This is a genomic window from Sphingomonas sp. P2_B6 (genome assembly GCF_056404755.1).
Map to the genome: position 1 here is coordinate 130181 of NZ_JBFUDK010000013.1, position 24218 is coordinate 154398.

Sequence of the window (24218 nt, forward strand, 5' to 3'; positions counted from 1 at the left end):
CAGGTCAGTCATGAGTTGGGCCGGCCACATCGACCACGCCGCGCAACAGGGTTTCGAGCCGGGTCCAGTCGTCCGCGCCGAACGCGCCGATCAGCCGCTCCTGCGCCGCGCGCCATGGGCCGGTCGCGCCCTCCATCGCGGCGCGCCCCGCGTCGGTGAGCGAGGCGATCCGGGCGCGCCCGCGCGCTGCCTGCGCGACCTCGATCCRGCCCTGCCGCTCGAGCGGCGCGAGCGCGCGGTACAGCGAGGTCCGGTCCATCACCAGCGCCTCGGCCAGCCGGCTCAGCGGCGTCTCCCCGCCGCGCGCGACGTGCCGCAGCACCGAGAATTGCGCGATCGTCATCCCCGTTCCGCTCAGCGCCTCGTCATAGACGCGCGACACGGCGCGCGCGGCCTTGCGCAGGGAGGTGCACGCGCACGGAGAATCGGAAGGGAGAGAGGTCACGCACATGATGTATATGCATCATGGTAGCCGGTCAACGGCGGGAATGAGCGGGCGGGCGGCCTGTCCAGCTCCCGCGAGCTGTGGCATCATCGACGGACTACCGGGGGAGCGCGAATGACCGATCGACCAGCCAGCATGCTGTGGCTCTATCTCCGCAGCGTTGCCGCCGTGCTCGCCGGCTTCGCCTTCATCGTGGTGACTCACACCGGCACCGACGAGATCATGCATGCCACCGGGATCATACCGCGCGGCGCGATGTGGAACCCGTGGCACAATCTCCTCGCCCTTGCCTATCGCTGCCTCTTCTCCGTCGCCGGCGGATTCGTCACCGCCTGGCTCGCCCCGCGCGCGCGGATGCGCCACGCGATCATCCTGGCAGTGATCGGCACGCTGGGGGGGATCGTCGGCGTGCTGGCGAGCTGGAACCTGAACCTCGGCCCGCGCTGGTACCCGATTGCGTTGGCAGTGACGGCATTCCCGTCGGTATGGCTGGGCGGCCGGCTGTATCTGCGGCGATACGCACGGACCTGATCTGGCCGCATAGCGCGCTTTGGCCCTGGCGACCTCGATTCAACTTTATGCCGCGGTGGATCACGATCCGCCGCATGAAAACTGCGTCAGCCTGGTCGTCACCCCGTCGGACTCGCCGGTCCCTGTTCTGGTCGCGGCCTTTCGCTGTTCCGCGCACCCGTTTCCCTGTTACGGGATTACAGCGATAAGGGCCATTAAACTATTATAAAATAAAGCTAATATTTCCAACAAAACGGACGAAAAGACGGAAAAGATAAAATTCTTCCCTGTTCTTCGCTGTTACGGGGTCGATAACAGCGATGCGCAGCGCCAGAATCGGACGCGGCCTCTGCCGCGCTTACGGGCAGGTCATCCTGCGCGGCAGACAGGTTTCGACAGAAACCACTGTCCCAAACCCGCCCGATTATGCCACGATATGCCATGCAAGCATCCACGACCCCAACCGCCCGCCCGCTCGCCGAGCTTACCGTTCGCGGCATCATCCTGGGCGGGCTCATCACCGTCCTGTTCACCGCCGCCAATGTCTATCTTGGCCTGAAGGTCGGCCTGACCTTCGCCACCTCGATCCCGGCGGCGGTCATCTCCATGGCGATCCTGCGCTTCTTCAAGGATGCCAACATCCTGGAGAACAACATCGTCCAGACGATCGCGAGCGCCGCGGGCACGCTAGCCGCGATCATCTTCGTGCTGCCCGGCCTGATCCTGGTCGGCTGGTGGACCGGCTTCCCCTATTGGACCACCGCGGCGGTCTGCGCGGTCGGCGGTATTCTCGGGGTGATGTTCTCGGTGCCGCTGCGCCGCGCGCTCGTCACCGGATCGGACCTGCCCTATCCCGAAGGCGTCGCCGCGGCCGAAGTGCTCAAGGTCGGCGCCGCGGAAGATGGCGACGAGGAGAATGCCAAGGGGCTGAAGGTCATCATCCTCGGCTCGCTCGTCTCGTCCGGCTTCGCCCTGCTCGCCGCGATGAAGCTCGTCGCGGGCGAAGCGGTGAAGAACTTCCGTGTCGGCTCGGGCGCGACTGGCGCGTCGACCAGCTTCTCCATGGCGCTGATCGGCGTCGGCCATCTCGTCGGCCTGTCGGTCGGCGCGGCGATGTTCCTCGGCATGGTGATCGCCTGGGGCGGGCTCATGCCCTACCTCACCAGCGGCGTACCGGGCGAGCTCGACAAGGTCGTCAGCACCGTGTTCCGCTCCGAAGTGCGCTTCATCGGCGCCGGCACGATCGGCGTCGCGGCGATCTGGACCCTGCTCAAGATCCTCGGCCCGATCATCGGCGGCATCCGCTCCGCCATGGCGGCGTCGCGCGCCCGCCAGGCGGGCTCGATCCTCGAACTGACCGAGCGCGACCTGCCGATCGGCATTGTCGGCCTGTCGATCCTCGGCACCCTGCCCCCGATCGCCTGGCTGTTGTGGAGCTTCTCGGCGGGCGGCCCGATCCACGATCACGGCTTTGCGGTGATCCTCGGCACGATCCTCTACATCCTCGTCATCGGCATCGTGATCGCCGCGGTCTGCGGGTACATGGCCGGCCTTATCGGCGCGTCGAACAGCCCGGTTTCGGGCGTCGGCATCCTCGCCGTGCTCGGCGCCTCGCTGCTGCTCGTCGCGATCTACGGCCACAGCACGGACGTGGCACGCACCAACGCGCTGATCGCCTATGCCCTGTTCACCACCGCGATCGTCTTCTCGGTCGCGACCATCTCCAACGACAATCTGCAGGATCTCAAGACCGGCCAGCTGGTCGGCGCGACGCCGTGGAAGCAGCAGTTCGCGCTGGTGCTCGGCGTGATCTTCGGCTCGCTCGTGATCCCGCCGGTGCTCGACCTGCTCAACACCGCCTTCACCTTCCAGGGCGCACCCAATGCCAAGGAGACTGCGCTCGCCGCGCCTCAGGCGGCGCTGATCTCGTCCCTCGCCAAGGGCGTGCTCGGCGGCGATCTCGACTGGCGGCTGATCGGCGTCGGCGCCGGCATCGGCGTGGTGGTGATCTTCCTCGATGAGATGCTCGGCCGCGCCGGCAAGATGCGCCTGCCCCCGCTCGGCGTCGGCATGGGCATCTATCTGCCGATGGCGCTGACCCTGCTCATCCCGGTCGGCGCGCTGATCGGCCATTTCTACGACAAATGGGCCAGGCGCCAGAGCAACCCCGATTTTGCCGAGCGCATGGGCACGCTCGCGGCAACCGGCCTGATCGTCGGCGAAAGCCTGTTCGGCGTAGCCTTTGCCGGCATCGTCGGCGCCACGGGCAAGGACGCGCCATTGGCGGTGGTCGGCGCGAGCTTCGCGACGATAGCGCTGTTCGCGGCGCCGGTCGTGTTCGCCGGTCTGATCTGGCTGCTCTACAACCGGACCAAATCGATGGCGCGTTGACCTTAAAGCCCCTCCCCTTCAGTGGAGGGGCTCACATCGCCGCGAGCAGCACCTTGATGTCGATGAACGCGAACGCCACGGAGCTGTCCGCCACGCCGTACGGCACGAACAGCTTGTCGCCGTGGCGGATCGCGCCGCAGCTATAGACCACGTTCGGCACATAGCCCTCGCGGTCTTCATGTGCCGCCGCCAGGATCGGCTCGCGCGTGCGGCCGAGCACCTTCGACGGATCGTCCTTGTCGAGCAAGACCGCGCCGATCGAATATTTGCGCATCGCGCCGACGCCGTGAGTCAGCATCAGCCAGCCCTCGTCGAGCTCGATCGGCGGTCCGCAATTGCCGATCTGCACCAGTTCCCACGGATAATGCGGCGTCAGCAGCTTCTCGCCCTCTTCCCAATGGGTGAGGGTGTCCGACTTGAGCAGGAACAGATTCTCCCCGTCCTGCCGCCCCATCATCATATATTGCCCGCCGATCTTGCGCGGGAACAGCGCCATGCCCTTGTTGCGTGAGGCGGGCCCCGTCATCGGCACCAGATCGAACGCGCGGAAGTCGCGGGTGCGCAGCAGCTCGGACTGAATCGACGAGCCATTATAGGCGGTATAGGTGCCAAGCCATTCGGCCGAGCCGTCGTCATGCGTGAACTTGACGAGGCGCAGATCCTCCAGCCCCTTCGACTGTGCCGCCGTGATCGGGAAGATCACCGTGCCCGACAGGGTGGAATCGCGATGGCGAAAGACCGTGATCTCGCCCTCGGGCAGCTCCTCTTCGTCCTGGCCGACCGCATCGGTCGCGGTGGCGAAGGGGGGTTCGGGCGCCAGCTTCAGCTCGTTCCGGCTGGTGATGATGCCTTCGCGGAAGGCGACCGACGAGATATGGCCCTCCCCCACCGCACGCAGCGACATCAGGATGCGCAACGATCCTTCCGGCATGCCGGTCTGGTCGAAATGCGGCACGGCGCTCGGGTTCATCAGCGCGGCGGCGGCATAGCTGTATTCGTGGCAGAAATAGGCGCCGATCAGCTGGCGCTTCTCGTCCCCGATCTCGGTCCCGTCGAGACCGAGCATTTCCTCGATCTCGTCATAGCGGGTCATGAACACACGCCGGGTCTGCCAGTGGCGCGCTTCGAAGTCCTTGAGCACCAGCTCCAGCTCGGCCCGCGTCGCCGCGGTGTCGAGTTCCATCACCTCTTTCACCAGTCGCTCGGTACGGCTCCCGCCATTGCCGGCCCAGGCCAGATGAAAGGGACGCACCACGACACGAGAAGGATCGGCATGCAGCCGCAGTGCGTGGTGAAACAGTTCTATCACGTATGGCCTCGCGCAATGACGTCCTGGCGACGTCGCTAGCGAGGCTATGCGGCGGCGCGTCCGTCAGGTCCTGCCATGCTTTCGGCCCGCTTTGAAAGCCCCGAAATGGCGCAAGATGCCAATTGAAGCGCCAGAATCGACTCGGCGCCCTGGTTGCGGTTCAAACCGGTCGGCATAAGGCCATCGAAACAGCCCCCGTCCTGAGCCGACGCAAGGGGCAGATCGAGGTCGTTCTGGCCGAGATACCAGCGATAGGCACGCATCGCCTCTTCGACCCAGCGCGCATCACCAGTCGCCTTGAACGCGGCAGAGCAGGCATCGATCGTCGCCTGCGCTTCGAGCGGCTGCTGGTCGAACGGCAGCGGCTCTTCATAGGCGCGGCCGAAGCTCTCCGTGCCGATCGCCCGGAAACGGCCTTCGGGTGACGTCTGCTGTGCGACGATCCAGCTCAGCGTCGAGAGACCGCATTTCAGCAGATCTTCGCGGCCGAGCATCATGCCGGCGCGAATGAGCGCCTCTGGCAGCCGCGCATTGTCATAGGCGAGCACGATCTCGAACCATTCCCATTCCGGCCGCCGCGCTTCCTCGACCAGCGCGAGCAGGTCATTGGAGAAGCGCTCCAAGATGTTGAGCGCCAGTTCATGCCCGGGATGCGCGCCGAGCATCGCGGCGGCACCCAGCATGGCGAAGGCCTGCGCGCGCGGGCTCTGCAGCTCGAAGGCGAGCGACGCGGTCTCGTCGAACAGCCGCACCGCCCAGTCGCGATGCTTGACCAGCGTCGCACGCCGCGCGGTCACGCCCAGCGCCCAGATCGTACGGCCGTTGGAATCCTCCGATCCATATTCCTCGCACCAGGTGCGATCGAAGTTCATGAAGTTGCGGAAACGGCGCTTGTCCGGATTCCAGGCATATTGGATGAAGGACGCATAGATCGTCATCCATTTGTCGCGCACGCCTTCGTCGAGCGTGTCGATCGCCGTCATCAGCATCAGCGCGCGGACATTGTCGTCGATGCAATAGCCGTGGCGGCGATCCGGCACCGAATAGATGGAATGCTGGAGCATGCCGGTGGAATCGCTCATCCGCTCGACCGCGGCGATATCCGGTTTGAGCACCGTCAGGCGCACCCTGGATGCGATCCGGCGCGGCTTGGTCGCGACCATCTCGACGATCTCGCCCATCGCCACCTCGGCGAGGCGCGGCCAGATCATCGTCTGCCCCCGCGCATAAGCGCGCTGCGACAAGGCGATGCGGTCGCCCTCGCTGCCCAGCAGCGCGTTGATCTCGCGCGCAAAGGCGGCGCTGTCGCCGAAATCGACCAGCACGCCGTGCCCGTCCGCGAGGATCTCGGTCGCGTGCACATAGGGCGTCGAGACGACCGCCTTGCCCACGCCGACGGCGTAGGACAGCGTGCCAGAGGTGATCTGGGCCGGGTTGTTGTAAGGCGTCACATAGATATCGGCCGCCTGGAGATAGTCGATCAGGTCGTCATGCTCGAGAAAGGCGTCGATGAACTCGACATGCGCGCCCACACCATGCTCGGCGGCTAGCGCTTTCAGCCGGTCGCGATACGCCTCGCCCTCATGGGCGACCAGATTGGGGTGAGTCGCGCCAAGCACCGCGTACAGCACGTCTGGATGCTCCGCGACGATCGCCGGCAGTGCATCGATCATCGTCTCGATGCCCTTGTTGGGCGCGAGCAGGCCGAAGGTCAGCAGCGTCTTGCGCCCCTGCCAGCCGAACTGCTCCTTCAACGTTGCGGGATCGACGAACGCGCGATCCGGCACGCCGTGCGGGATCATCACGATTGACCGGGGATTGGCGCTGTAGACGCGCTCCAGGATCTCGCGGCCGCGCTCGGCCATCACGATGACTTTGGCGGCCCGGCGCAGGAGCCCTTCCATCACCCGACGTTCATCGGCGCTGGGTTTTTCGAGAATGGTGTGAAGCGTGACGATGACGGGGATCGACACCCGGTCGAGCAGGGCGAGCAGATGCTCGCCCGCCGGCCCACCATAGATGCCATATTCGTGCTGGACCCACAGTGCCTGCGCGCCGCTGCGCTCGATCGCGCGGGCAGCATCGATATAGGCGAACCGGTCCTGGTCCGGGATGCTCGCGGTCACTTCGGCGGGGTAGTGATAGCGCCCGGGATGGTCGTCCATCGCATAGACGTCGATCTTCAACTCGGGGAATCGGCCCTTCAGCGCGGTGAACGTGTCAGTCGTATATGTTGCAAGGCCGCATTTCCGGGGAAGGAAATTGCCGATCAATGCCAGGTGATCGATCGGGGTCACGACCTTTTCCGAAGGAGCCATCGATTGAAACCTCTTGTGAAACGGGGCTGGGAGCCCCGAAATTGCCTCCCACGAACGGCCAAGTTTCAATATGGTTGCACCATTGCTGCAACGCAACAAGAGATTCGCGATAACTTACGTCAAGATTAAGCCGAAATGAACGGCTCACCCCCTGCCGCGATATCCCGGGACGTCCTGCAACGGTAGCCAGAGGCCCTCCGGCGGCGGCCCGGACTGCCAGAACACGTCGATCGGAATGCCGCCGCGCGGATACCAATAGCCACCGATTCGCAGCCAGATCGGCTTCATCTCCGCGGTCAGCCGCTCGCCAATGCCGACGGTGCAATCCTCATGGAACGCCTGATGGTTGCGGAACGCGCCCAGGAACAGCTTGAGCGACTTGGACTCGACGATCGTCTCGCCCGGCGCATAGTCGATCACCAGATGCGCGAAATCCGGCTGCGCCGTCACCGGGCAGAGCGAGGTGAACTCGGGCACGGTGAAGCGCACCAGATAAGGCCGCCCCGGACGCGGATTGGGAACATAATCGAGCACTGCCTCTTCGGGAGAAGCGGGCAGCGCGCTGGACTGGCCGAGATGCTTGGGAGTCATGACCGACTATCTAGGGTGCCGGCGCGTAAAATGGAACGATTGCGGGAAAACGGCGGAATCGCGCGCTCCGGCTCGACGCCGCCCCCGCCACTGGCTAGACACGAGATCAGGAGATTCCTTTCCTTCCGCCCAGCGCTCCGGCCTTGGGTCGTTCTTCCTCCCCGGGACGGTGGAGGGAGGGAGTCACCGGATGCTCGCCCCGAGCGGACTATTTAGGAGGAACACATGGACTCGCTGGTTACGACGGAATGGCTCGCGAACGAGATGGGCGCGAACGACCTCAGGATCGTCGACGCCACCTATTTCACCACCCTGCCCGGCGAAGCGCCGCGCGATGCGGCGGCGGAATATGAAGCGGCGCACATCCCCGGCGCGGTGTTCATGGACCTGGCCGACCTCTCCGACACGTCGAACCCCCTGCCCTCGATGCTGCCCCCGCCCGAGAAATTCGCCAGCCGGATGCAGTCGCTTGGCCTGGGCGACGGCAGCCGCGTCGTGCTCTACGACAATTCCCCGCACCACACCGCCGCGCGGGCCTGGTGGATGCTTCGCCTGTTCGGCGCGCATGACGTCGCGATCCTCGATGGCGGCCTCGCCAAATGGCAGGCCGAGGGGCGTGAGGTCGCCACCGGCAAGGAAAGCCTGCGCCATCGCCACTTCACCGTCTGGGCCGACGACAAGAGCGTGCGCAACCTCGACCAGATGAAGGCCAATCTCGACAGTGGTGCCGAGCAGGTGCTCGACGCCCGCTCCGCGGCGCGCTTCACCGGCGAGGAACCCGATCCACGTGCCGCCACCCATGCCGGACACATTCCGGGATCGAAGAACCTGCCTTATGGCAAGCTGTTCAACGCTGACGGGACCTGGAAACAGGGCGAGGCGCTGAAGGCTGAATTCGACGCAGCGGGTATCGATCTGGCCAGGCCCCTCGTCACGACATGCGGATCGGGCATCACCGCCGCTGTCCTCGCCTTCGGCGCACACCAGCTGGGCAACGAGGCCGCCATCTATGACGGCAGCTGGTCCGAATGGGGCGCCGACCGGTCAACCCCCAAGGCAATGGGAACAGCGTGAGCGTATCGAATGAGTGAGAAGGACGGCCACACCAAGGGCGACGCGACCCGCGTCGTCTCCGCTGGCCGTCGGCCTGAATGGACCCAGGGGATCGTCAATGCGCCGGTGTGGCGCGCATCGACGATCCTCTACGGCTCGGTCGCGGAGCTCCGCGCGGCGGGCGGGCGCGATACGCATCACCGCCTGTTCTACGGCCGGCGCGGCACCCCCACCCAATGGTCGCTCGCCGACGCGCTGACGGACTTGGAGCCTGGCGCCGAAGCGACCTTCCTCTATCCCTCGGGGGTCGCGGCGATCGCCGCCGCATTGCTCTCGGTGCTGTCGCCGGGCGACGAGCTGCTCCTGCCCGACAGCGCCTATGATCCGACCCGGTCGATGGGCACCGGCTTGCTCAAGCGCCTGGGCATCGCGACACGCTTCTACGATCCGATGGTCGGTGCCGGCATCGCCGAGTTGATCGGCGACAAGACGCGTGCGATCCTCATGGAGAGCCCGGGCAGCCTGACCTTCGAGGTGCAGGATATCCCCGCCATCGTCGCCGCGGCCAAGGCGCGTGGCATCGTGACGTTGCTCGACAATACCTGGGCAACGCCGCTCTATTTCCAGGCAATCGAACGCGGCATCGACCTGTCGATCCTCGCCTGCACCAAATATATCGTCGGCCATTCGGACGTGATGCTCGGATCGGTCACCGCCGCACCCGGCCATTTCACTAAACTGCGCGATACGAGCTTCCAGCTCGGCCAGATCGCCAGCCCGGACGATTGCTGGCTCGGCTCGCGCGGCCTGCGCACGCTCGCCATCCGTCTTGCCCAGCACCAGTCGAGCGCGCTGAAGATCGCCCATTGGCTGAAGGAGCAACCCGAGGTCGCCGCCGTCTTCCATCCGGCCCTGCCCGACTGTCCGGGCCACGAGTTGTTCCTGCGCGACTTCAAGGGGTCGACCGGGCTGTTCTCCTTCACCCTCAGGGACGCGACCGACGAGGCCCGTGCCGTGCTGATCGACGGACTCGAGCATTTCGGCATCGGCTATAGCTGGGGCGGGTTCGAAAGCCTGGCGCTGCCGGTCGATCCGGCGCGCTACCGGACCGCGACCAAGCGCCGCGATCCGGGCCTGCTGGTGCGGCTGCAGATCGGCATCGAGGATCCCGACGACCTGATCCATGATCTCGCCGCCGGGCTCGAACGCTTCCGGGCCGCGCTCGCATAAATCCTGCCGCGGCCTGGTCGAATGCGCAGGGCTGGCGAGAATCCGGCAAATGAGCTCCGGGCGTGAATGACAGGTTGCACGCATCGTCCTCGCCTGGATCAGCGAGCCCGAAAACCGGGATCGGCAGGGTCCGCTCCGACATGCTCAACCGGTTCTTGTGGCTGTTCAGGGACCATGGAATCCAGATCCCGTTTGCGCATCGTCAGATACATGTCAACAACTATTCATCGCCCGCAAAACCGGTGATCTGATGCCTCACCACTGTTGCGCTGGTGCAACATGCTCCGCAAACCGGCGGGCGTGTGACAGAATTATGTTGTGCGCTGCAGCGTGTTTCGGCAATCTTTCCTTACCGAACGGAAACATTGGCACGGGTCGTTGCACGGCCTTCCATAGATGCCTGGTCTGGTCGGCTGCAGGTGGGGACCCGTTTTCAATCGAAAGGGACACCCATGCGCTTTTCCACGATCAGCCTCTGCGCGCTGATGCTCGCCTCCGCCACCCCGGCCTTCGCGCAGGAAGAAACCGCGCCGCCGCCGGCCTTCACCGTCTCCGGCGGCGCGACCGTCGTGTCGGACTACCGTTTCCGCGGCATCTCGCAGACCGACAAGAAGGTGGCGCTGCAGGGCACCTTCACCGTGAGCCACGAGTCGGGCCTCTACGCGACCGTCTGGGGCTCCTCGATCGACGACTATGTCGCTGCCGGCAGCGACCAGGAGCTCGACCTGATCATGGGCTATTCGCACACCTTCGGTAATGGCGTGAAGCTCGATGGCGGCGTTCTCTATTATTATTATCCGGGCGGTGGCCATGCGCCGACCGACTTCGTCGAGCCTTATATCTCGGTCTCCGCAACGTCGGGACCGGTCACCGGCAAGGTGACCGCGAACTATGCGCCCAAGGCGGATGCGCTCAGTGTCGGCAACGGCAAGGAGGACAATCTCTATCTCGCCGGCGATCTGTCGGCCGGCATTCCCAACACGCCGATCGGCCTCACCGCGCATCTCGGCCACACCTTCGGGCCGAGCTATATCTCGATCGGCGACGAATATACCGATTGGGGCCTTGGCGCGACCGTCACCTGGAACCACCTGACCTTTGGTGCGAGCTATGTCGACACCAACAAGGACGTCTATCTCGGCAACCGCAACCTGAGCGGATCGGGCGTGGTGTTCTCGGTCGGCGCCGCCTTCTAAGCAATCGTCACGGGCGGAAGGGGACGGCCTGCGCCGTCCCCTTTTCCTTGCCCGCTCGCCGCGATCAGCGCCTTCGCCGCCGGCGATCGCGGCGCCGCGACGATTGCATCGGCCGGCCCGTCCTCGACGATCCGTCCCGCCTCCATCACCGCAATGCGGTGACACAGGCGGCGCGCGACCGCGACATCATGCGTGATCATCAGGATCGCGAGCCCGCGCGTCCGTTGCAGCCGCTCCAGCAGCTCGAGGATGCGCCCGGCCACCAGCACATCGAGCGCCGAGGTCGCCTCGTCGAGGATCAGCAGATCGGGCGACGCGACCAGCGCCCTCGCGATCGCGACGCGCTGCGCCTGCCCGCCGGACAGCCCGGCCGGGCGCCGGTCGGCGAAATCCGCGCCCAGGTCGACCGTCTCGAGGGCCTCGATCGCGCGTGTCCGGCGCTCGCTGGCGGTCAGTCCGGGCATCAGATGCCGCAATGGTTCGGCGACGCTTTGTGCCACTGTCCATTGCGGATCGAGGCTCGCCGCCGGATCCTGGAACACCGCCTGCATCCGCGCGCGGTGCTCGCGCCGCATTGCCCGACGTGGAGGCAGTGCCTCGCCGCGCCACCGCACCTGACCGCTATCGCACGGCCCGATCCGTCCGACCGCCCGGGCAAGGGTCGACTTGCCCGATCCCGAGGCGCCAACGATCGCCAGCGCTTCGCCTTCGGCGAGCGCGAACGACGCGCCGTCGACCGCCATGATCCGCCCGCCGCGCCAGCCCGGCGCGCGAAAGCCGACACGAATCCCTTGCGCTTCGACCAGAGTCCCGCCCGTCGCCGGCGGATCCGGCGCCGGATCGTCCAGCTTCGGGCTGGCGGCGATCAGCGCGCGGGCCGCGGCGCTATTGGGGTGCGTCATGACGTCATCGGTGGCGCCTGCCTCAGCGACCGCCCCTGCCTCGATCACCACGATCGTGTCGGCATGGTGTGCGACCAGCCCAAGATCATGGCTGACCAGCAACAGGCCAAGCCCGTCATCGCGCAGCCGCGCCAATACCGCCATGATCGCGTGGCGCAGATGCGCGTCGAGCGCGCTGGTCGGCTCGTCCGCGACAAGCAGCGACGGCCCGTGCGCGATGGCCGCGGCGATCAGCACGCGCTGGCGCTCGCCGCCCGACAGGCGATGCGGATAGGCGTCGAGCTTCGCGTCGGGCGTGGCGAGCCCGACCCGGTCGAGCATCGCCGCAAGCCTTCTCCGATCGGGCCGCGCCCCGCCCAGCGCCGTCGCGGCTTCGGTCAGCTGGGCGCCGATCGTCAGATGCGGTGTCAGCGCGGTCAACGGATGCTGGAACACGAAGCCGGCCCGCGCCCGGATCGGGCGGAGATCCGCCTCGCCAAGGCCAATCAGCTCGCGCCCCTCGAACCGCGCCGATCCGCGCGTGACGCCCGGGCTGAGGCCGAACGGCGCAAGGCAGGACAGGCTCTTGCCAGACCCTGACGCCCCGACCAGCGCGGTGCATCTGCCGGGCGCGACCACGAAGCTCATGTCATGGACCAGCGGCACCCCGCCGATCGCCACGCCCAGCCGCTCGACCGCGTAGAGCGTCACCGCGCGAGCCGATCGCGCAGGCGCTCGCCCAGCGCGGTCAGGGCAAGGATCAGACCGACGAGCACCCCGCCCGGCACCAGCAGCGCGAGCGGCGCGACGTCCATGTCCTCCGCGCCGTCATGGACGAGGATGCCGAGCGAGGTCAGCGGTTCCTGCACGCCGAGCCCGAGAAAGGACAGGAAGCTCTCGACCATCACCACCTGCGGCACCGTCAGCAGCAGATAGGCCAGCGCGACGCCGGCGACATTGGGCAGGACATGGCGCAGCAGGATCGCGCCGGGCGGGGCGCCCGCCGCTTCCGCCGCGAGGACGAAGGGCCGGTGGCGCAGCACCATCACCTGCCCGCGCACGACCCGCGCCATGGTGAGCCACTCGACCGCGCCGATGCCGAGAAAGACCAGCACGATCGACCGGCCGAACACGACCATCAGCAGGATGACGACGAACATGAAGGGCAATGCATAGAGCGCGTCGACCACGCGCATCATCGCCTCGTCGACCCGCCCGCCGACCCAGCCGGCGACCGCGCCCCAGGCAGTGCCGATCAGCAATGCGACCAGCGCCGCCGCCGCCGCGACCGTCAGCGTGATCCGGGTGCCAATCAGGGTCCTGGCCAGGAGGTCGCGCCCGACGCTGTCGGTGCCGAGCAGATGGCCATGCGTGAAGGGCGCGGCGCGAACGCCCTGCCAGTCGATCTGGTCATAGCCCCAGGGCAGCGCAAAGGGCAGCAGCAACGCCGCCAGCACCAATGCAGCGATGGTCCACCCCGCGACCTTCATCCGCGCACTCGCGGGTCGAGCCAGCCATAGGCAAGGTCGGCGATCAGGTTGAACAGCAGGATCAGGCCCGCATAAAGGATCACCACCCCGAGCACGAGCGGGTAGTCGCGGTTGAGCGCACCCTGCACGAAATAGCGGCCGAGGCCGGGCAGGCCGAACACCGTCTCGATCACCACCGCGCCCGTCAGCAGCCCGGCCGCGGCCGGGCCGAGATAGCTCACCACCGGCACCAGCGCCGGCCTGAGGGCATGGCGCCACAGGATCGTGCGCGGCGCGAGGCCGCGCGCCCGGGCGGTCAGCACATGGTCCTGCGCCAGCGCCACCGCCAGCCCCGCGCGGGCCAGCCGCGCGATCGCACCGGCGACCGGCAACGCCAGCGCGACCACCGGGAGCACCAGTGACCCGGCGCCGTCCAGGCCGGAAACCGGCAACACCTGAAACCAAAGCGCGAAGACCAGGACCAGGGCCGGGCCGGTCACGAAGGTCGGGATCGCCGTCAGCAGCGTCGCGGCGCTCATGATCACACGGTCGATCCGGCCGCCCGCATGCGTCCCGGCAAGGGTCGCGGCGCCGATGCCGAGCGCCAGCGCCAGCAGCAGCGCGAGGCCGCCGAGGGTGAGCGACACCGGCAGGCCCTGCCCGATCAGCGCACCGACGGTGAAGTCCTTATAGACCAGAGACGGTCCGAAATCGCCGGTCAGCACGCCGCCCAGGTAGCGCGCCGCCTGTTCGGGCAGGGGCTTGTCGAGCCCATAGGCAGCCGCGAAGGCGGCGCGGGTGGCGGAATCGAGCGGCCGTTCGCCATCGAACGGACTGCCCGGCGCGGTCCGCATCAGCACGAACGACAGCAGGATGACCGCCAGCAGCGTCGGAACCGCGGTCGCGAGCCTGCGGATCAGGATCGCGCGCATGGTTCGGGCGCGATACTACTCCCCTCCCGCTCGCGGGAGGGGTCGGGGGAGGGCATGTCCGCAAGCGCGCGCTCGATCTCAGCTACTACACCCTCGATCTGCTGCAGCACTTCGTTGTTCCAGAAGCGAATCACCCTGAAGCCCCGTGCTTCAAGGTATCGTGTTCGTGCCGCATCCGCCGACGCATTTGAATCATGCTGGCCACCGTCCACCTCGACGATCAGCTTGGCCGCACGCGATACAAAGTCGCAGATGAAGGTACCAATGGGGACCTGCCGGTTGAACCGGACGCCTGCGACCTTTCGGGCGCTGAGATGGACCCACAACAAGCGTTCGGCATCCGTCGCGTTGGCGCGCAATTCGCGAGCCCGCAGCGTCGGTCTGCCGTAGCCTTTGTCCAACAAGCCCTCCCCCAACCCCTCCCGCGAGCGGGAGGGGAGTTTTGGCTCAAGGATTCGGCGTCGCGGCGCGGGCGTCCTGGCCGTCGCCTTCAGGGGCGGCGACGATGTCGCGGGTGGTCGAGCCCTTGTCGACCACCGTCGTGCCGGGATCGCCCACGGCCGAGCGGATGCCCGGATCGGCGACGTCGGAACCGGCCGCGTCGATCGTCGCGCTCTCCGACGCGGAGCGCGCCGACTTGCCGCCGAACAGCGCGTCGAGCGCCTGGGCGTTGGGGCTCACGTCATTGGCGCGCGCGGCGCCGGGCTGGGGCGGGGTCAGCGAGAAATCGGGCGGAATCACCAGCGGCGCCTGCCGGGCGACGGCGAACTCGTCGGGGCGGGTACGGTCCATACCGCCATGGCCGCAACCGGCGAGCAGGACGGACAGGCCGAGCCCGGTTGCGATCGACACCAACTTACGCATTCATATTCTCCACTGAAGCACGCCCTGCCCGCGGCTTGTCGCGCACCAGGAGCGCTCGCACAAGCAGGATGAGCACCCCTATCGTAATCGCCGCATCAGCGACATTGAAGACCAAAAAGGGGCGCCATGCCCCGATATGGAAATCCGCGAAGTCCACGACATAGCCGAAACGCACCCGATCGAGGATATTGCCGATCGCGCCGCCCAGCACGAGGCCGAGCGCGATCTGATCCTGCTTGTTGCGTTCTCGCAGCATCCATACCAGCACGCCGATCGCGATGGCTGCGGTCAGCGCGACCAGACCCCAGCGCATGACGTCGCTATCCGCGCGCAAGAATCCGAGCGAAACGCCCGGGTTGGGCACGAAACGCAACATAAAGAACGGGGTGATCGCGCGTTCACTGCTCAGCGCGTCGAGGTCGAGCACCTCGGTGATGCCATATTTCGCCGCCTGGTCGACGACGAACAGGACGGCGCCGGTGGCGAGGCCGGTGACGGGAAGCTTGCTCATCGCGAAACGACCTTTGCGCAGCGATCGTCGAGCGCGCCATCTTCCGCGACGTCGGGCAGATGGCGCCAGCAACGGCCGCATTTGTGGAAAGCGGTGCGGGTGACCGACACGGCATCGCCCGTCGTCACTTTCGCCACGATGAACAGTTCGGCCAGCGCCTCGTTGGACAGCGGCGCTTTCGGCACCACCACTTCGGCCTCGAGGCTGGAGCGTATGATCTTCTCGCGGCGCAGCGGCTCGATCGCCTCGGTCACCTGTTCGCGCAGCGCACGGACATCGGCCCAGACGGTCGCGACGGCATCGTCGCCCGGGAGTGCGGGCAGGACGGGCCATTCGAGGAAATGGACCGAGCCCTGATCGTCCGGATAGCGCGCCTGCCACACTTCCTCCGCGGTGAAGCAGAGGATCGGCGCGGCATAGCGCACCAGCGCGTCGAACAATATGTCGAGCACCGTGCGATAGGCGCGGCGCTTCGCATCGTCCGGCGCATCGCAATAGAGGCTGTCCTTGCGGATATCGAAGAAGAAGGCCGACAGATCGTCCTGCGCGAAATCCGTGAGCAGCCGCAGATAGCGGTTGAACTCGAAATTCTCCGCCGCCGCCTTTAGCTCGACATCGAGCCGGCCGAGCAGGTGGAGCACGTAGAGCTCCAGCTCAGGCATGTGCCGCGTATCGACCTTCTCGGCGTCGCTGAACCCGTCGAGCGCGCCGAGCAGATAGCGGAAGGTGTTGCGCAGCTTGCGATAGGCGTCGGAGGCCGTCGCGAGCACTTCCTTGCCGATCTTCACATCGTCGAAATAGTCGGTCGAGGCGACCCACATGCGCAGGATGTCGGCGCCCGATTCCTGGATGATCTTGAGCGGATCGACGACATTGCCGAGGCTCTTCGACATCTTGCGCCCCTGCCCGTCCAGCGCGAAGCCGTGCGTCAGCACCGCGTCGTAGGGCGCACGGCCGCGCGTGCCGGCGCTTTCCAGCAGCGACGACTGGAACCAGCCGCGATGCTGGTCCGAGCCTTCGAGATAGAGATTGGCGCGGACACCCTCGCCATAGCGCTGCTCGATCACGAAGGCGTGAGTCGAGCCGGAATCGAACCACACGTCGAGGATGTCGGTGATCACCTCATAATCCTCGGCGCGGTATTTCTCGCCGAGCAACGCCTGATGGTCCGCCGCGAACCAGGCATCGGCGCCGCCGGCCTTGAACGCATCGACGATGCGCGCATTCACCGCGGGGTCGTTGAGATACTGGCCGGTCACGCGATTGACGTAGAGCGCGATCGGCACGCCCCAGGCGCGCTGGCGCGAGATCACCCAGTCGGGCCGGCCTTCGACCATTGCGCGAATGCGGTTCCGGCTGCGCTCGGGCACCCAGCGCGTCCGCTCGATCGCGTCGAGCGCGATCTCGCGCAGGGTCGGCGCATTGCCGACGCCGTGGCCGAGCATCGGCGCGAAACCGGCATCGGCGCCAAGCTCGATTGGCTCGGCGACGGCGAGATCCTGTTTGATCTCGTCCATCGGGATGAACCATTGCGGCGTGGCCCGGAAGATCACCTTCGCCTTGGACCGCCAGCTATGCGGATAGCTGTGCGCGAAATCGTCCGACGCGGCGAGCAAGGCTCCCGCCTCGCGCAAATCGGTGCAGATCGGCCCGTCCGACGCGACGAACTTCTTGTTGATGACGCTGCCCTGCCCGCCCAGCCACAGCCAGTCAGGGCGGTACATACCCGCGCCATCGACGGCGAAGACCGGATCGATGCCGTGCGCCTTGCACAGCAGGAAATCGTCCTCGCCGTGATCGGGGGCCATATGGACCAGGCCGGTACCGGCGTCGGTGGTGACGAAGTCGCCGGGCAGGAACGGGCGCGGCTTGGCGAAGAAGCCGCCGAGATGGTGCATCGGGTGGCGGGCGATGGCGCCGGCGAGCTGCGAGCCTTTGCCACGCCACAGGATCGCGCCACGGCCTATCGCATCGCCTCCGTCTTCTGTTCCCCGGCGAAGGCCGGGGTCCAGTTGAGGGACCTGCGTAACTGGGCCCCGGCCTTCGCCGGGGAACGAAGTGGAGAAGACGCGAGAATAGAACTCGCCGATCAAATTTTCCGCGATGAGATAGCGTCGATCGCCTTCCGCGATCAGCACATACTCAATCTCCGGCCCATAGCTCAGCGCCTGGTTGACCGGGATCGTCCACGGCGTGGTCGTCCAGATCACCGCATAAGCGCCGACCAGCTCGGGCGCATTCGGGGCCTCGGTGATCTCGAACGCGACGTCGATCTGGGTCGACACCACGTCCTCATATTCCACCTCGGCCTCGGCCAAAGCGGTCTTTTCGACGGGCGACCACATCACCGGCTTGGCGCCGCGATAGAGCTGGCCGCTTTCGGCGAACTTGAGCAGCTCGCCCACGATCGCGGCTTCCGCCTCGTATTTCATGGTGAGGTAGGGGTCCTCCCAGTCGCCCATCACGCCGAGCCGTTCGAACTGGACGCGCTGCACCGCGACCCATTTCTCGGCATAGGCGCGGCATTCGGCGCGGAACTGGGCGACGGGCACCTGATCCTTGTCGAGCTTCTTGGCGCGGTACGCTTCCTCGACCTTCCATTCGATCGGCAGGCCGTGGCAATCCCAGCCGGGCACATAGGGCGCGTCCTTGCCGAGCAGCGACTGGCTGCGGACGATGATGTCCTTCAGCACCTTGTTCATCGCATGGCCCATATGGATGTCGCCATTGGCGTAGGGCGGGCCATCATGCAGGATGAAGCGCTCGCGTCCCTTACGCTGCTCGCGCAGGCGATCGTACAGGCCAATCGACGCCCAGCGCTCGAGGATGGCGGGCTCCTTCTGGGCGAGGCCTGCCTTCATGGGGAAATCGGTCTTCGGGAGGAAGACGGTGTCGCGATAATCGCGCTGGGTGTCGGATGCGTCAGTCATGAGTGGGCGGGCTTTAGACGAGAGGATGATGGGTTGAAAGACCCGTGCCGTGCGAGAGCGGATCAAGACGCGGTGTTGGAGAGACACTATTTCTCGATGCTGTTCGGGAACGCGCAAGATGGGCCCGCGAACCAGACCAAGCAACGAACGAATTTTGCGACCCACCTGCGAAGGGGCCGGAATCGGACGCTATTTCGGACCTGCAGAATCTTTTCGCGGCACCGGCAGAGCGCGATCTTGCAAGTAACGCGCACAGCTTCGGGGGACTGCCGGACGAGTCGCGCATCATTCTGCCGGCAAGTAACAATTACGCGAGGGGTATCGGTTTATCTTCATGCTGTACTTCGCGCCTCGTGCGAGATGGCGCGATGGCCATATCAACAAACCAAAGCGGCTTGAATCGACCGCCTCCCCGGTACCGGGCGCGATGTCTGCTTCGTTGTGCTCCCGCGAAGGCGGAAGCCCAGTCTGGGCTCCCGCCTTCGCGGGAGCACAAAGGCCATCTACTCCAACAAGCAACGACCTGTTCCGGCACGACTGTTTGACCTGATCGCCAGGCCAGCCGCCCGAAAGAGCGACGTCAGCTACGTACCAGCCCCACCTCGCTGAACGGCTTGGGCTCGAGCGGCGGGATCGTCGCCGGGTTCAGCTCGCGCTGCCAGAAGCCGACGTCGATCCAGCGGCCCTGCTTGTAGCCGACTTCGCGCAGGACGCCGGTGCGGCGGAAGCCGACCGATTCGTGCAGGCGGATCGAATGGTCGTTGGGCAGCGCGATCGCGCCGACCGCATGCGTGAAACCCTGCGCCCGCAAGGTCGAGACCAGCGCCTCGTAGAGCTGCCGCCCATTGCCCTGACCCTGGGTGCCGCTGGCGAGATAGACCGAGGTCTCGACGATATACTTGTACGCCGGCCGGTCGCGGAACTTGGTCGCATAGGCATAGCCAAGCACTCCGCCCTCCTCGTCGCCATTGGTGACGACCAGCCAGGGATAGAGCCCGTCGGACGACGTCATGCGAGTCCGCATCGCCCGCGCGTCCGGCGGCTCGAGCTCGAACGAGACCGTGCCGGTCTCGACATAGGGTGCATAGATTCCGGCAATGGCGGCGGCGTCGTCGGATCGGGCGGCGCGGATTGCGATCATTGAGTCACCTTTGCGAGTACGAAATCGAGCAGCTTGATGTCGGAGGCGGACGCGCTGGCGGTGCCGAAACCGCCGCCCAGCCCTTCGCATTCGAGGCAGCGCGCCTGGATCGCGGCGCCGGTGCCGATGCGCTTCACATCGCCCAGCGCGCGGGCGAAGATCGCCCGGCGCTCGGCCGAAATCCGGGTGAAGGCGTCGGTGCCCTCGCTGGTGTCGTCATTGTCATTGTCGCCGAGAAACTTCTGGACGAGTTGTCCGAACCAGGCCGGCTTCTTTTCCAGATATTCGGCATGGACGTCTGCCGGCTTCAGGCCGGCGCGCTTCGCCGCTTCGTCGATCGCGTCCTGCAATCCGCCGAAACGATCGACCAGGCCGATCTGGCGCGCGGTACCGCCGTCCCACACCCGGCCCTGGCCGATCTCGTCGACACGCGCCGGGCTGAGCTTGCGGGCCTCGGACACGCGGGTGATGAACTGGCGATAGCCATTCTCGATGCCCGCCTGGAAGATCGTGTCGGTCTCCGCGGTGAAGCCGCCCATCACGTCGGGCTGGCCCGACAGCGGCGTCGTCTTCACCCCGTCCGTGGTGACGCCGATCTTTTTCAGCGTATTCTCGAACGAGGGGATGATGCCGAAGATGCCGATCGATCCGGTGATGGTGTTGGGCTGCGCGAAGATCACGTCGCCCGCGGTCGACACCCAATAGCCGCCCGACGCGGCCAGGCTGCCCATCGACACGACGATCGGCAGCTTCTGCGCCTTCGCCTCCATGATCGCGCGGCGCATGTCCTCGGAGGCGAGCGCCGAGCCGCCGGGCGAATCGATCCGCACGACCAGCGCCTTGAGGTCTTTCTTCGCCAGCCCGTCGAGCAGCGCCTTGCTCACCGTGTCGGCGCCGGCAGTGCCGCTGCCGGACTTTCCGTCGACGATGTCGCCGGCAATGGTCAGCACGCCGATCGCGGCGCCGCCGGTCGGCAAGGGATTGGCATCGACATAAGCGGCATATTTGATCGTGTTGAAGGTGCCGGCCGGCTTGCTGCCGTCGGACCCGACGATCTCCGCCACGCGCTTGCCGAAATCGAAGCGGGTGCCGAGCTTGTCGACCAGCCCGGCCTGCAGGTTCGCCTTGGCGATATCGCCCTGGACGGCGGTGACCACTTCACCCGGCCTGGTCAGGAAATCGGCGAACTTCGCCTTGGGGCGCGCCCTGGCGATCGCTTCCTGCCACTGGCTGAACAGCACGCCGTAGAGCTTCAGATTCTCTTCCTTCGCCTCGGGCGAGGCGTCGGCGCGGGTATAGGGCTCGACAAAGGATTTATACTTGCCGACGCGGTAGACATGCGCGTTGACCCCGAGCTTGTCGATCAGCCCCTTATAGTAAAGCTGCGATCCGCCGGGGCCCATGAACAGGGTGCCGCCCATCGGGCTCATCCAGATCTCGCCGGCATTGGCGGCCAGGCGATAGGCGGAATCGGTATAGGCGGTGGCGTAAGCGAGCACCGGCTTCTTCGCGTCCCGCACCCGCCGCACCGCATTGGCGACCTCGTCGACCGCAGCGGGGTAGCCGCCGGCGAACGAGTCGAGATCGAGCACCACCGCCTTGACCCGATCATCGTCCTTCGCCTTGTCGAGCGCGCGGACCAGGTCGCGCAGCCGATATTCGTGCAGCGGGGCCGAACCGCCCAGCGCCGCGAAGGGATCGGCCTCGGCCGGCTGCTCGACGATCCGCCCGTCGAGCCGCAGCACCAGCGCGCCGTCGCGGATCACGGTGGGCCCCGGCCTTGCGGAAAGCGCGCCGAAGATAAGGCCGAAAAAGATGAGCATGGCGATCAGGACGAGCGCGTCCTTGATGCCGACCAGGATCTTCCAGGCGCCCCGAACGAGTTTCACTAAGCGGTACCCCTGCACATGCGGTTACGCCCCAACCGCTAGAGCAAGCGCGAACGCGAGTAAACTTCCGTACCAGCCCCGGAAGCCCCAGCCTGGCCCCTGGCCGGTCCTCTGTGCGCCGTCTCGACGGAACGACGATTGGTGGCATTTTTCAGCCAGCGGCGGTTGACGCGCGACAAGGCCGGGCACATATGCGCCGTGCTGGCACTCACCTGAGGCGAGTGCTAACAACGATTCATCGACCCATTGAAAAGGGACTAGCGCATATGACCTTTCGTCCGTTGCACGACCGCGTCCTCGTCCGCCGCGTAGAGGCTGAAGAGAAGACCGCGGGCGGGATCATCATCCCCGAGACCGCCAAGGAAAAGCCGCAGGAAGGCGAAGTCGTCTCCGTCGGCACCGGCGTTCGCGCCGAGGACGGCACGATCACCCCGCTGGACGTCAAGGCCGGCGACAAGATCCTGTTCGGCAAATGGTCCGGCACCGAGGTCAAGATCGACGGTGAAGACCTGCTGATCATGAAAGAGTCGGATATTCTCGGGATCGTCGGCTGAATTCAGCCCCCGAACTTTCTCAACTTCCAATTTGAAAGGGTAGCCTCACATGGCAGCCAAGGACGTAAAATTTTCGCGTGACGCGCGTGAACGCATTCTGCGCGGTGTCGACATCCTCGCCGACGCAGTGAAAGTCACGCTTGGGCCGAAGGGCCGCAACGTCGTGATCGACAAGTCGTTCGGCGCACCGCGCATCACCAAGGACGGCGTCACCGTCGCCAAGGAGATCGAGCTGAAGGACAAGTTCGAGAACATGGGTGCGCAGATGCTGCGCGAAGTGGCCTCGAAGACCAACGACGTCGCCGGCGACGGCACCACCACCGCGACCGTGCTCGCCCAGGCGATCGTCCGCGAGGGCATGAAGTCGGTGGCCGCCGGCATGAACCCGATGGACCTGAAGCGCGGCATCGACCTCGCGGTCATCGAAGTCGTCAAGGACCTCAAGGCGCGCTCCAAGCCCGTGTCGGGCACCAAGGAAATCGCCCAGGTCGGCATCATCTCGGCTAACGGCGACACCGTCGTCGGCGAGAAGATCGCCGAGGCGATGGAGAAGGTCGGCAAGGAAGGCGTGATCACCGTCGAGGAAGCCAAGGGTCTCGAATTCGAGCTCGACGTCGTCGAGGGCATGCAGTTCGACCGCGGCTATCTCTCGCCCTACTTCATCACCAACCCGGAGAAGATGTCGGTCGAGCTCAACGATCCGTACATCCTGATCCACGAGAAGAAGCTGTCGAACCTGCAGGCGATGCTCCCGATCCTGGAAGCCGTCGTTCAGTCGGGCCGTCCGCTCCTGATCATCGCCGAGGACATCGAGGGCGAGGCTCTGGCCACGCTCGTCGTCAACAAGCTGCGCGGCGGCCTCAAGGTCGCAGCGGTCAAGGCACCGGGCTTCGGCGATCGCCGCAAGGCGATGCTCGAGGACATCGCGATCCTGACCAAGGGCGAGATGATCTCCGAGGATCTCGGCATCAAGCTCGAGAGCGTCACGATCGGCATGCTGGGCACCGCCAAGCGCGTCACGATCGACAAGGACAACACCACCATCGTCGATGGTGCTGGCGACCATGACGCGATCAAGGGCCGCACCGACGCGATCCGCCAGCAGATCGAGAACACCACCAGCGATTACGACAAGGAGAAGCTCCAGGAGCGTCTTGCCAAGCTCGCCGGCGGCGTTGCCGTGATCAAGGTCGGCGGTTCGACTGAAGTGGAAGTCAAGGAGCGCAAGGATCGCGTCGACGACGCTCTCCACGCAACCCGCGCAGCGGTCGAAGAGGGCATCGTCCCCGGCGGCGGCACGGCGCTCCTCTATGCCACCAAGGCACTCGAGGGCATGAAGGGCGCGAACGACGACCAGACCCGCGGCATCGATATCGTCCGCAAGGCGCTTTACGCGCCGGTTCGCCAGATCGCGGCGAATGCGGGCCATGACGGTGCGGTGATCTCGGGCAAGCTGCTCGACGGCAACGACCCGACGCTCGGCTTCAATGCGCAGACCGACCAGTATGAGAACCTCGTCGAGAGCGGCGTGATCGACCCGACCAAGGTCGTTCGCACCGCACTCCAGGACGCGGCCTCGGTTTCGGGCCTGCTCATCACGACGGAAGCCGCCGTGTCCGAGCTGCCGGAAGACAAGCCCGCCATGCCCATGGGCGGCGGCGGCATGGGCGGCATGGGCGGCATGGACTTCTGATCCGAAGGGCGGCCTGCGCCAGCGCAAGCTGGCGCAGGCCGCCCGAGGAAGGACGGCGGGTCGGCGGCAAGCCGCCGACCCGTCCGACGACAGCGCCGGCCCTGAGCGCCTGCCTTGGCAGGCAGTCGAAGGGCCTGCGCCGGAATTCCAGAACTGCCCGGCCGACTGGCTGGAAAAGAGAAAGGGCCGGAGGGAAACCTCCGGCCCTTTTCTTTTTCATTCCTCCCCGGAACGGGGAGGGGGACCATTTGCACCTTCTGCAAATGGTGGAGGGGCTTGGAGCGCGGGAAAGATGTTCCGCGCTCCAAGCC

Annotated in this window: 20 protein-coding genes; 7 read left to right on the forward strand and 13 right to left on the reverse strand. The window is 66.1% G+C overall.

Annotated features, from left to right (window positions below):
* Positions 1-4: 4 nt before the first annotated feature.
* Positions 5-382: a MarR family winged helix-turn-helix transcriptional regulator gene (locus AC1DX5_RS17890; RefSeq protein WP_478016574.1), complete on the reverse strand. Its 378-nt coding sequence runs from the start codon at positions 380-382 to the stop codon at positions 5-7.
* A gap of 177 nt (positions 383-559) precedes the next feature.
* Between AC1DX5_RS17890 and AC1DX5_RS17895 the strand changes: the two genes are divergently transcribed.
* Both AC1DX5_RS17895 and AC1DX5_RS17900 read left to right on the forward strand, forming a co-directional pair.
* A complete protein-coding gene (locus AC1DX5_RS17895; RefSeq protein WP_478016575.1) occupies positions 560-976 on the forward strand; it encodes a hypothetical protein in 417 nt (138 codons plus the stop codon).
* 420 nt (positions 977-1396) lie between these two features.
* Positions 1397-3346: an OPT family oligopeptide transporter gene (locus AC1DX5_RS17900; protein ID WP_478016576.1), complete on the forward strand. Its 1950-nt coding sequence runs from the start codon at positions 1397-1399 to the stop codon at positions 3344-3346.
* A 31-nt stretch (positions 3347-3377) separates the two neighbouring features.
* Here AC1DX5_RS17900 and AC1DX5_RS17905 read toward each other — a convergent pair whose 3' ends face one another.
* From AC1DX5_RS17905 to queF, 3 genes are all read right to left on the reverse strand, one after another.
* On the reverse strand, positions 3378-4655 hold the full coding sequence (locus AC1DX5_RS17905) for a glycoside hydrolase family 130 protein (RefSeq protein WP_465170021.1): 1278 nt from the start codon (positions 4653-4655) through the stop codon (positions 3378-3380).
* Positions 4656-4699: 44 nt separating this feature from the next.
* Positions 4700-6973, reverse strand: a complete 2274-nt coding sequence (locus tag AC1DX5_RS17910) for a glycosyltransferase family 4 protein (RefSeq protein ID WP_478016577.1) — start codon at positions 6971-6973, stop codon at positions 4700-4702.
* 144 nt (positions 6974-7117) lie between these two features.
* Positions 7118-7564, reverse strand: coding sequence for a preQ(1) synthase (gene queF / locus AC1DX5_RS17915; RefSeq protein WP_465170023.1), 447 nt, complete (start codon positions 7562-7564; stop codon positions 7118-7120).
* A 225-nt stretch (positions 7565-7789) separates the two neighbouring features.
* Here queF and sseA point away from each other — a divergent pair, with 225 nt between their 5' ends.
* The 3 genes from sseA (at position 7790) to AC1DX5_RS17930 (ending at position 11043) form a co-directional block, all read left to right on the forward strand.
* The gene (sseA, locus tag AC1DX5_RS17920) at positions 7790-8638 is read left to right on the forward strand and encodes a 3-mercaptopyruvate sulfurtransferase (RefSeq protein WP_465170024.1); all 849 of its coding nucleotides are present in this window, start codon (positions 7790-7792) and stop codon (positions 8636-8638) included.
* A 9-nt stretch (positions 8639-8647) separates the two neighbouring features.
* Positions 8648-9847 carry a cystathionine beta-lyase gene (metC, locus tag AC1DX5_RS17925; protein ID WP_478016578.1) on the forward strand — a complete coding sequence of 400 codons (1200 nt, stop codon included), beginning with the start codon at positions 8648-8650 and terminating at the stop codon, positions 9845-9847.
* A 452-nt stretch (positions 9848-10299) separates the two neighbouring features.
* Entirely contained in the window at positions 10300-11043 is a 744-nt protein-coding gene (locus AC1DX5_RS17930) for a TorF family putative porin (protein WP_465170026.1), read from the forward strand.
* On the opposite strand, the gene AC1DX5_RS17935 is transcribed toward AC1DX5_RS17930, so the two are convergent.
* The 9 genes from AC1DX5_RS17935 to sppA all read right to left on the reverse strand — a co-directional run bounded on the left by AC1DX5_RS17935 (position 11040) and on the right by sppA (position 21660).
* Complete coding sequence (locus AC1DX5_RS17935; protein ID WP_478016579.1) at positions 11040-12635, reverse strand: ATP-binding cassette domain-containing protein; 1596 nt, start codon at positions 12633-12635, stop codon at positions 11040-11042. The two genes, AC1DX5_RS17930 and AC1DX5_RS17935, sit on opposite strands and share 4 nt — an antisense overlap.
* Positions 12632-13414, reverse strand: coding sequence for an ABC transporter permease (locus AC1DX5_RS17940; RefSeq protein WP_465170028.1), 783 nt, complete (start codon positions 13412-13414; stop codon positions 12632-12634). Before AC1DX5_RS17940 ends, AC1DX5_RS17935 begins: the two co-directional genes overlap by 4 nt.
* A complete protein-coding gene (locus AC1DX5_RS17945) occupies positions 13411-14325 on the reverse strand; it encodes an ABC transporter permease (RefSeq protein WP_465170029.1) in 915 nt (304 codons plus the stop codon). The genes AC1DX5_RS17940 and AC1DX5_RS17945 overlap by 4 nt, the downstream gene beginning before the upstream one ends.
* Positions 14310-14726 carry an endonuclease domain-containing protein gene (locus AC1DX5_RS17950; RefSeq protein ID WP_465170030.1) on the reverse strand — a complete coding sequence of 139 codons (417 nt, stop codon included), beginning with the start codon at positions 14724-14726 and terminating at the stop codon, positions 14310-14312. The genes AC1DX5_RS17945 and AC1DX5_RS17950 overlap by 16 nt, the downstream gene beginning before the upstream one ends.
* 46 nt (positions 14727-14772) lie before the next feature.
* Entirely contained in the window at positions 14773-15189 is a 417-nt protein-coding gene (locus AC1DX5_RS17955) for a DUF3035 domain-containing protein (protein WP_465170031.1), read from the reverse strand.
* Positions 15182-15700 carry a signal peptidase II gene (gene lspA / locus AC1DX5_RS17960; protein ID WP_465170032.1) on the reverse strand — a complete coding sequence of 173 codons (519 nt, stop codon included), beginning with the start codon at positions 15698-15700 and terminating at the stop codon, positions 15182-15184. The genes AC1DX5_RS17955 and lspA overlap by 8 nt, the downstream gene beginning before the upstream one ends.
* The gene (locus AC1DX5_RS17965; protein WP_478016580.1) at positions 15697-18630 is read right to left on the reverse strand and encodes an isoleucine--tRNA ligase; all 2934 of its coding nucleotides are present in this window, start codon (positions 18628-18630) and stop codon (positions 15697-15699) included. Before AC1DX5_RS17965 ends, lspA begins: the two co-directional genes overlap by 4 nt.
* Before the next feature lie 580 nt (positions 18631-19210).
* Positions 19211-19771: an N-acetyltransferase family protein gene (locus tag AC1DX5_RS17970; protein ID WP_478016581.1), complete on the reverse strand. Its 561-nt coding sequence runs from the start codon at positions 19769-19771 to the stop codon at positions 19211-19213.
* The gene (sppA, locus tag AC1DX5_RS17975) at positions 19768-21660 is read right to left on the reverse strand and encodes a signal peptide peptidase SppA (RefSeq protein WP_478016582.1); all 1893 of its coding nucleotides are present in this window, start codon (positions 21658-21660) and stop codon (positions 19768-19770) included. Before sppA ends, AC1DX5_RS17970 begins: the two co-directional genes overlap by 4 nt.
* Before the next feature lie 266 nt (positions 21661-21926).
* Here sppA and groES point away from each other — a divergent pair, with 266 nt between their 5' ends.
* Both groES and groL read left to right on the forward strand, forming a co-directional pair.
* Positions 21927-22214 (forward strand): co-chaperone GroES, encoded by a 288-nt coding sequence (gene groES / locus AC1DX5_RS17980; RefSeq protein ID WP_372849354.1) that lies wholly within the window; start codon positions 21927-21929, stop codon positions 22212-22214.
* A gap of 49 nt (positions 22215-22263) precedes the next feature.
* The gene (gene groL / locus AC1DX5_RS17985) at positions 22264-23907 is read left to right on the forward strand and encodes a chaperonin GroEL (RefSeq protein WP_332720395.1); all 1644 of its coding nucleotides are present in this window, start codon (positions 22264-22266) and stop codon (positions 23905-23907) included.
* The last annotated feature ends 311 nt before the right edge of the window (positions 23908-24218 follow it).

Excerpts from the sequence above, each read along its gene's own strand:
- sseA (WP_465170024.1), top strand. The coding sequence starts at position 7,790 with ATGGACTCGCTGGTTACGACGGAATGGCTCGCGAACGAGATGGGCGCG.
- AC1DX5_RS17945 (WP_465170029.1), bottom strand. The coding sequence starts at position 14,325 with ATGCGCGCGATCCTGATCCGCAGGCTCGCGACCGCGGTTCCGACGCTG.
- AC1DX5_RS17895 (WP_478016575.1), top strand. The coding sequence starts at position 560 with ATGACCGATCGACCAGCCAGCATGCTGTGGCTCTATCTCCGCAGCGTT.
- AC1DX5_RS17940 (WP_465170028.1), bottom strand. The coding sequence starts at position 13,414 with ATGAAGGTCGCGGGGTGGACCATCGCTGCATTGGTGCTGGCGGCGTTG.
- lspA (WP_465170032.1), bottom strand. The coding sequence starts at position 15,700 with ATGAGCAAGCTTCCCGTCACCGGCCTCGCCACCGGCGCCGTCCTGTTC.
- AC1DX5_RS17965 (WP_478016580.1), bottom strand. The coding sequence starts at position 18,630 with ATGACTGACGCATCCGACACCCAGCGCGATTATCGCGACACCGTCTTC.
- queF (WP_465170023.1), bottom strand. The coding sequence starts at position 7,564 with ATGACTCCCAAGCATCTCGGCCAGTCCAGCGCGCTGCCCGCTTCTCCC.
- groL (WP_332720395.1), top strand. The coding sequence starts at position 22,264 with ATGGCAGCCAAGGACGTAAAATTTTCGCGTGACGCGCGTGAACGCATT.
- AC1DX5_RS17930 (WP_465170026.1), top strand. The coding sequence starts at position 10,300 with ATGCGCTTTTCCACGATCAGCCTCTGCGCGCTGATGCTCGCCTCCGCC.
- groES (WP_372849354.1), top strand. The coding sequence starts at position 21,927 with ATGACCTTTCGTCCGTTGCACGACCGCGTCCTCGTCCGCCGCGTAGAG.
- AC1DX5_RS17900 (WP_478016576.1), top strand. The coding sequence starts at position 1,397 with ATGCAAGCATCCACGACCCCAACCGCCCGCCCGCTCGCCGAGCTTACC.
- AC1DX5_RS17955 (WP_465170031.1), bottom strand. The coding sequence starts at position 15,189 with ATGCGTAAGTTGGTGTCGATCGCAACCGGGCTCGGCCTGTCCGTCCTG.
- AC1DX5_RS17970 (WP_478016581.1), bottom strand. The coding sequence starts at position 19,771 with ATGATCGCAATCCGCGCCGCCCGATCCGACGACGCCGCCGCCATTGCC.
- AC1DX5_RS17910 (WP_478016577.1), bottom strand. The coding sequence starts at position 6,973 with ATGGCTCCTTCGGAAAAGGTCGTGACCCCGATCGATCACCTGGCATTG.
- metC (WP_478016578.1), top strand. The coding sequence starts at position 8,648 with ATGAGTGAGAAGGACGGCCACACCAAGGGCGACGCGACCCGCGTCGTC.